Below are 7,262 nucleotides of genomic sequence, written 5' to 3' on the forward strand. Positions count from 1 at the left end.
TTTTAGAGCTCGCTTCCTAAACAGCATTACCTGTTCTAGGTTCAATGGGTATGATCTCAGCCACTTATTGGCACCCCTTTATTGAGAACGGCGCAAATATATAACGGATTTTAGAATAAGGGCTAAGGAAAGTTGATTTTTTTAGTTTGAAGTGGGGTAGGGACAAGTGAAAATTCAGTTGAATATATCCTTGAATATTTCGTTTTTAAATTCTAGAATTAATCAATTTTTGGAGGCTTACGGTTGGCTTTCTTTTCAGCATTAAAACGCTTATTCTTTAAACGTTTCTTTTTCACACTTCTAGGAACTCGCGTAGGAATGCGAATGTTGTCTTCTTTTAGGCCTTCTTGTATTAATTCTAAAAAGCGTTGCGTCACTAAAGCCTTGTTTCTAAACTGGCTTCGACTTTCATCACTTGCTAAAATTAAGATGCCTTCTTTGGTTAATCGATTTTGAAAGAATTCAGAAAGTTTTTCTTTTTCATCAGGCTGAAATACTGCGGAATTGAAAAGGTCAAAATATAATTCGGCTTTAGAAGATACCTTATTTACATGTTGACCTCCACTTCCTGAACTTCGTACGTATTTGTAGTTTAATTCAGATTTTAAACGTTCAATATTCACTACGCTTTAATTTGATGCGGCGATTTTAATAAATCGTTCACTGTTTTTACAGGGTTAAACGTACTGATAGGCACTTCAACAAAAATAGTATTCCAATGGGCCATACTTCCATTCCAAAGTCCAGGTAATTCAAGGGCTTTTAAGGCTTTTCCGTTTTTAGTTTTCTGAGTGATAAAAGCGGCGTTATGATCTACGAAATCTTCTAAGTCAAATTTTTCGCCCTTGTAATCTTTAATTCCACAAACCAAATCAACCGGATTAAAATGGGTAGCGTTTTTTAGAATGTCTTCTTGCTTTTGATCGTTTAGATTAATTTGTGCCGACTCGACGATTTGAAGCGATTGGTTAGATTTTTCATCCTTAACCCAGAATGGTCCTCCTCCTGGTTCGCCTTCATTTCTTACCATACCGCACACACGAATAGGACGATTCAGTTTATTACGGAGATAGTCAATCTTATAGCAATCTTTATATTTAAAGTATTCTTCAGAAATTTTAATACTTAGTTTATGAGTTATAAAATTTTCAATAGCCACCAGATCACCTTCAGCAACATCTTCAGCATCTAAAAGCTCTAAGTATTTAAAGGTTTTAGATTGTAACTTTAAGAGAATTCCGGCTAAAGCTTTTTTAAACTGAGCCAATTCATCTTTGTAATTACCCACTACCACATTGTCTATGTTTTTTACAAAAATAACATCGGCATCAATAAGATTGAGGTTTTTTATAAGAGCACCATGCCCTGATGGTCTAAATAATAGGCTACCATCCTCTTCTCTAAAAGGCGTGTTATCTAAGGTTACCGCAATGGTATCTGTAGCATGTTGTTGGTAAGAGAAAGAAATCTCGAAACGGACGTCTTTTTCCTTTTCAATACGATCTTTTATACGGTTAAATTCTTCATTAAATTTAGACTCGTGAATGTCTGAAATGGTAAAATGAAGTCGCGCCCTGTTGTTACTTGTGGCATATAAGGCCGCTTCGTAAAGGTGTTCTTCAAAAGCCGTCGTGATCTTATCGTTCTTGTATTTATGAAATGGTAATAAGCCTTTTGGCTGATTTCCAAAGTTGAGTTGGTCTTTATCGAGCATTGTTTTTGCAAAATGCCATACCTTCTCTTGGTTGGGTAGATTTTCTAAATCAATCCCTTTGGCTTTAAGTAAATTAGCCACTTGTTTGTAGAAAGGAAATTTTTCTAAACCAACCATAAACAGCGATAAATCTCTTAAGTTGTTTTTATTAATATAAGCATTTAAAGTCTGCTCTTTAGCATCATAATCATTAATAAACTGAAACAGAAACTTAAACATCCTGGTTGCTGCTCCAGACGCAGGAACAAATTTTAATAATGAAGTATTACCTCTTTCACGCTCAAAAATAGATAAGTAATCGGCCATATGAGATTCACTCAGTGGCATAATTCCGTTATTAATAGTGGCGGCTTCAGAAACGTTTGTAAAAGGGATGCCATGTTCAAAAATTTCAATTTGTTTGGCTACCTTTTCTAAGGTTAAATCATTATCCTGAATTTGTTTAAGGTCTTTATCTGTAAAACTCATTTGTTGTTTATTAATTGATCAATATGCTGCACCGCTAAATCAAACCGTTCTTTTTTATTTCCTTTTAATAAAACATACGGTTTGTTGTGGTTGATTAATGCAGATTCAAAAGCTTCAAACATACGTTCCCTTTCATCGGGTTTGTCTCGTAAGTCATCAGCTTCCCAAGGAATGTCAATATAAGTTAAAAAATACAAATCATAAGAATTTTTTTTAGCGAATTTATCTAAAATCGGGTCGCAAGTCCCTCGATAATAGGCTTCACTATACACCTTAGTCTCCAATAAATCTGTATCACAAATTAAAATAGAATTTGCTTTTTTGCTTAACTCATTCTCTAATTTCATTTGCCCAATAGCAATGGGTAAAATATCTTTAGGTTCGCAAATTTTAGCCTCTTTATTCCATTTGTCTTGTAAATAGTCGCGGGCATACTCAGCCACCCAAACTGTGTTATAATGTTCTGCCAGCTGCCGTGATAGGGTTGTTTTTCCTGTAGATTCAGGTCCGAATAAAACAACTTTTATACAGTTGGATGGGTCTTGTTTAAGCTTTTCTTCCATGCGCTATAGCCTTGAATGGCTAGAATTAAAAATATAATAAATTGAAGGCCAGTAAACCCTAAGCCTTTTACAAAATATAAAGGTATAGAGATGAGGTTAGCGATTATCCATAGAATCCAATGTTCAATCTTTTTGTTAGCCATTAACCACATGGCAGAAAAGAAAATTCCTGTGGTAATGGTGTCTATATAATCCGTAACTCTGTCAAAACGGTTAAAGTAAAGGTAAACACTTATTACAAAACCTATGGTCGTGCTAAATATAAGTCCCGCTTTTACCCAATCTTTGTAATTCGATGTGCTTATGGCTAAGTGCTGATCGGTATTAGAATATTGCCATCTATACCAACCATAAATACTCATAATGGTATAATACACGTTGATGGTTAAGTCGCCATAAAGTGAAAATTTATAACACAAATAGACAAAAATAACGGTGTTTATAATGCCTGTAGGAAACACTAAAATGTTTTCTTTTTGGGCATAATAAACGCTAGCAATTCCAAAGCAAACCGCAATGATTTCTAATGCAATATTTAAGGTAGAAGCCGAACGATAGGGTTCTAGGAAAAAATCAAAAATGGGGTTCATAGTCGCTTCGGTCTGTTTTAACGATTTTCATTTGAAGAACGGCAATATCGATATCTTCAAAAGAACGTTTAATTTCTTGAGTAAGAAAGGGCATTAAAGTATCAAAGTCTCCAAATATTTGCGTGCTTAAAGGATTCTCTAAAACGGTAAATTCTGAAGCTCTCAGATGTTTTATAAAATCAATAATGTGGGGCTCGTAGTCGTCTTTGAGTGGCGATAACTGTAATTCTATAGATATTTTCATGACTTAGGCCGCGGTCTGCGGTAAATTTAAATTAATATATGAGTTATGATTTTAAGGCGTTAAAAAAGGACTGATCATTTTCAAAAGCAGTACCAATAACCACTACATCTGCACCAGCCTTATAAGCAGTCTCAATTTCGGCTTTACTTCTTAGGCCACCGCCTACAATTAGGGGTATATTGATTTGGGCTTTTACTTGTGAAATAATATGCGGGTCTATGGCGTGCAAAGCTCCACTTCCGGCTTCTAAATAAATTAATTTCATCCCCAATAATGCTCCTGCAACAGCGGTGTCTATTATTGTTTGAAGCGCATGGCGTGGTATCGGATCGGTTTCACTAACCCGTTGAACGGCGGTTTCTTTTCCATTTTCAATAAGAATATAGCCTGTAGGAATCACTTCTAAATTGGTTTTTACCAATTTGGAAACAGCCTCAACTTGTTTTCCTATTAAATAATCGGGATTACGCCCCGATATTAAGGATAAAAATAAGATGCCATCGGCTTTATCTGTGATCTGAATAACATCGCCTGGAAATAATATAACTGGTAAATCGGTATGTTTTTTAATTTCTAAAACAAGAATTTCTGTTAAGCCCTCACTCACTTCGCTGCCTCCCACAAAAATATGGGTGGCATAAGATTGATTCACCTGTGTTATAAATGTGGCCACAGCGTCCACAGTCATTTTATCAGGGTCTATTAAAACCGCTAAATTTCTTGCATTTGGCTGTATGCTGTTAAGTATGTGGTTGTGCTGTGTCATGGATTCCGATGATGGAACATTAAAGGTCAATTAACTTTCAAAATTTTTAAAATGCGATACGTTTTAAGGGACAACGTAAGCGCAGGTAAAGCCTTCAAATTCTAAAAAAGCCGTTTGATACCTGTACTTTTTATGGTTGTAATCTATCCAAGCAATGGTGTTGCCATCTTTAAGCATAAACGGTATGACCAAAAAATGGGTTTTAAACAACATGCCCGGCGTGGCAAACAATTTATATAAAGATTCTTTGATGCCCCATATAACGGTTAGTCTATTAATATAGTCTTCGTCGGTTGGCTGAATGTAGTTAAATTCATAGTCTACAAATTTATGAGCGATCACCGCAATTTTATCGCGTTGCTTTTCAATATCAATTCCGACTTCTTTATCACTAATAATCACGCCCGAAAACGTAAAGGAATGGGTAATAGAAATATGTTTTCCATCCTTTAAATGTGGTTTTCCATTGGTATCGTAATACAAATCTTGGTCCGTATAGCCAAACTCGCGCAACAGATGTCTCACACTTAAAAAACCACGTTGGTGTAGTTCACTTTTCATACCTAAAACCCGATTTAAACTCTCTGGTTTTAATGTTAAAGGTTGAAGAAGAGCCTCATAAGATTCTTTAATTTTCCAGATTTTAACAGTAGTTTGTGAATTTACACTAATGGTTTTGAATAGTGGCATTTAGGATTGTGGATGTTATTGATTATCTTTGCATCGCCTAAGGTAAATTTAGGGGTTGCGAGAAAGCGAATTTAGCTATTTAAGCCCTAAACCCAAAGGCAAGTTTAAATTTTAAAAAACAAAGTGGAAAAGAATATGAGTACAAAACCAGTAACTTACGTACCAAACAAGGTAAAGGACTTGTCGCTTGCGGCTTGGGGAAGAAAAGAAATTAATTTGGCAGAAGCAGAAATGCCAGGTTTAATGAGTCTGCGCGAAGAGTATAAGGATGAACAACCTTTGAAAGGTGCGCGTATTGCCGGATGTTTACACATGACCATTCAAACGGCGGTGTTAATTGAAACATTACAAGCTTTAGGAGCTGAGGTTACTTGGAGTTCTTGTAACATTTTTTCAACTCAAGATCAGGCTGCTGCTGCAATTGCTGCTGCAGGAACTGCGGTTTACGCTTGGAAAGACATGACTGAAGAAGAGTTCGATTGGTGTATTGAGCAAACACTTTTCTTTGGTGAAGATAGAAAACCATTAAACATGATTTTAGATGATGGAGGTGATTTAACCAATATGGTTTTAGATAAATACCCTGAGTTATCAGCAGGTATTAAAGGACTTTCTGAAGAAACTACGACAGGAGTTCACCGTTTATACGAGCGTGTAAAAAATGGGACTTTAACTATGCCAGCGATTAATGTAAACGATTCTGTTACAAAATCTAAATTCGATAATAAATACGGTTGTAAAGAATCTGCTGTAGATGCGATTCGTAGAGCTACAGATATTATGTTAGCTGGAAAACGTGTAACCGTTTGTGGTTATGGTGATGTTGGTAAAGGTACAGCGGCTTCTTTTAAAGGTGCAGGTTCTATTGTAACCGTTACTGAAATTGACCCTATTTGTGCTTTACAAGCTGCAATGGATGGTTTTGAAGTTAAAAAATTAGAAACCGTTGTTGGAAATTCTGATATTGTAATTACAACGACAGGAAATAAAGATATCGTTCGTGCTGAGCATTTTGAGGCGATGAAAGATAAAGTAATCGTTTGTAATATTGGTCACTTTGATAACGAAATCCAAGTTGGTTGGTTAAACGAAAACTATGGTCATACTAAAGATACTATTAAGCCACAAGTAGACCGTTATAACATTAACGGAAAAGATATTGTTCTTTTAGCTGAAGGGCGTTTAGTAAACTTAGGTTGTGCTACGGGGCACCCTAGTTTTGTAATGAGTAATTCATTTACAAACCAAACATTAGCACAAATTGAGCTGTGGAATAACAGTGATAAATATGAAAATGACGTTTATATGTTGCCTAAACATTTAGATGAAAAAGTGGCGAAATTACACTTAGAAAAAATTGGTGTTGAGCTTACTGAGCTTAAATCTGACCAAGCTGAATATATCGGTGTAACTGTAGACGGACCATACAAGCCAGAACATTACAGATATTAATGAATTCCTGCGAAAGCAGAAATAGTATATTAGAAAATCCTAAGCCTTAGTGTTTGGGATTTTTTTTGTGCCTAATCTTGTAGTTTAGTACCAAATAATACCGTCACTTCGAGTGATTTGTGAGGTACGAGAAAATTGTATCGAGAAGCTTTATAAGTAAAAAGTAAAGTAATCCTTTTAATGAGTTCTCGATACAAAATTGCAGAAAGAGCAATTTCACTCGAACTGACGTTTTTACTTCAATTGAAACGTTATATCTAGAAACCTAAAGCGTCACTTCGAGTGATTTGTGAGGTACGAGAAAATTGTATCGAGAAGCTTTATAAGTAAAAGTAAAGTAATCCTTTTAATGAGTTCTCGATACAAAATCGTAGAAAGAGCGATTTCACTCGAACTGACGAAATTACTTCAATTAAAACTTTATTTATATTATAAACCTACAACGTCACTTCGAGTGATTTGTGAGGTACGAGAAAATTGTATCGAGAAGCTTTATAAGAAAAAAGTAAGTAATCCTTTTAATGAGTTCTCGATACAAAATTGCAGAAAGAGCAATTTCACTCGAACTGACGTTTTTACTTCAATTAAAACTTTATTTATATTATAAACCTACAACGTCACTTCGAGTGATTTGTGAGGTACGAGCAAATCGTATCGAGAAGCTTCATGAGTAAAAATTAAAGTAATCCTTTTAATGAGTTCTCGATACAAAATTGCAGAAAGAGCAATTTCACTCGAACTGACGTTTTTACTTCAATTGAAACGTTATATCTAG

General features: G+C 35.2%; 8 protein-coding genes. 1 reads left to right on the plus strand and 7 read right to left on the minus strand.

Annotated elements, in window-relative coordinates:
- Positions 1–218: 218 nt before the first annotated feature.
- The 7 genes from arfB to DFQ08_RS03240 form a co-directional block, all read right to left on the minus strand.
- Positions 219–623: an alternative ribosome rescue aminoacyl-tRNA hydrolase ArfB gene (gene arfB / locus DFQ08_RS03210; protein ID WP_114308342.1), complete on the minus strand. Its 405-nt coding sequence runs from the start codon at positions 621–623 to the stop codon at positions 219–221.
- Positions 623–2,182 carry a DUF4301 family protein gene (locus tag DFQ08_RS03215; protein ID WP_114308343.1) on the minus strand — a complete coding sequence of 520 codons (1,560 nt, stop codon included), beginning with the start codon at positions 2,180–2,182 and terminating at the stop codon, positions 623–625. The genes arfB and DFQ08_RS03215 overlap by 1 nt, the downstream gene beginning before the upstream one ends.
- Positions 2,179–2,745 (minus strand): AAA family ATPase, encoded by a 567-nt coding sequence (locus tag DFQ08_RS03220; protein WP_114308344.1) that lies wholly within the window; start codon positions 2,743–2,745, stop codon positions 2,179–2,181. The genes DFQ08_RS03215 and DFQ08_RS03220 overlap by 4 nt, the downstream gene beginning before the upstream one ends.
- A complete protein-coding gene (gene pnuC, locus DFQ08_RS03225; RefSeq protein ID WP_114308345.1) occupies positions 2,706–3,335 on the minus strand; it encodes a nicotinamide riboside transporter PnuC in 630 nt (209 codons plus the stop codon). Before pnuC ends, DFQ08_RS03220 begins: the two co-directional genes overlap by 40 nt.
- A complete protein-coding gene (locus DFQ08_RS03230; protein ID WP_114308346.1) occupies positions 3,319–3,579 on the minus strand; it encodes a hypothetical protein in 261 nt (86 codons plus the stop codon). The genes pnuC and DFQ08_RS03230 overlap by 17 nt, the downstream gene beginning before the upstream one ends.
- Positions 3,580–3,622: 43 nt before the next feature.
- A complete protein-coding gene (locus DFQ08_RS03235; RefSeq protein ID WP_114308347.1) occupies positions 3,623–4,345 on the minus strand; it encodes a geranylgeranylglyceryl/heptaprenylglyceryl phosphate synthase in 723 nt (240 codons plus the stop codon).
- Positions 4,346–4,408: 63 nt separating this feature from the next.
- A complete protein-coding gene (locus DFQ08_RS03240) occupies positions 4,409–5,035 on the minus strand; it encodes a 4'-phosphopantetheinyl transferase family protein (RefSeq protein ID WP_114308348.1) in 627 nt (208 codons plus the stop codon).
- Between the two features lie 135 nt (positions 5,036–5,170).
- On the opposite strand from DFQ08_RS03240, the gene ahcY reads away from it, so the two are divergent.
- Positions 5,171–6,487, plus strand: coding sequence for an adenosylhomocysteinase (gene ahcY / locus DFQ08_RS03245; protein WP_114308349.1), 1,317 nt, complete (start codon positions 5,171–5,173; stop codon positions 6,485–6,487).
- Positions 6,488–7,262 lie beyond the last annotated feature (775 nt).

The organism is Winogradskyella arenosi (assembly GCF_003337305.1).
GTDB classification, from domain to species: Bacteria; Bacteroidota; Bacteroidia; order Flavobacteriales; family Flavobacteriaceae; genus Winogradskyella; species Winogradskyella arenosi.

Bases quoted from the DNA above. Each gene is read 5' to 3' on its own strand.
- DFQ08_RS03215 (WP_114308343.1), bottom strand. From the start codon at position 2,182: ATGAGTTTTACAGATAAAGACCTTAAACAAATTCAGGATAATGATTTA.
- ahcY (WP_114308349.1), top strand. From the start codon at position 5,171: ATGAGTACAAAACCAGTAACTTACGTACCAAACAAGGTAAAGGACTTG.
- pnuC (WP_114308345.1), bottom strand. From the start codon at position 3,335: ATGAACCCCATTTTTGATTTTTTCCTAGAACCCTATCGTTCGGCTTCT.
- DFQ08_RS03230 (WP_114308346.1), bottom strand. From the start codon at position 3,579: ATGAAAATATCTATAGAATTACAGTTATCGCCACTCAAAGACGACTAC.
- DFQ08_RS03235 (WP_114308347.1), bottom strand. From the start codon at position 4,345: ATGACACAGCACAACCACATACTTAACAGCATACAGCCAAATGCAAGA.
- DFQ08_RS03240 (WP_114308348.1), bottom strand. From the start codon at position 5,035: ATGCCACTATTCAAAACCATTAGTGTAAATTCACAAACTACTGTTAAA.
- DFQ08_RS03220 (WP_114308344.1), bottom strand. From the start codon at position 2,745: ATGGAAGAAAAGCTTAAACAAGACCCATCCAACTGTATAAAAGTTGTT.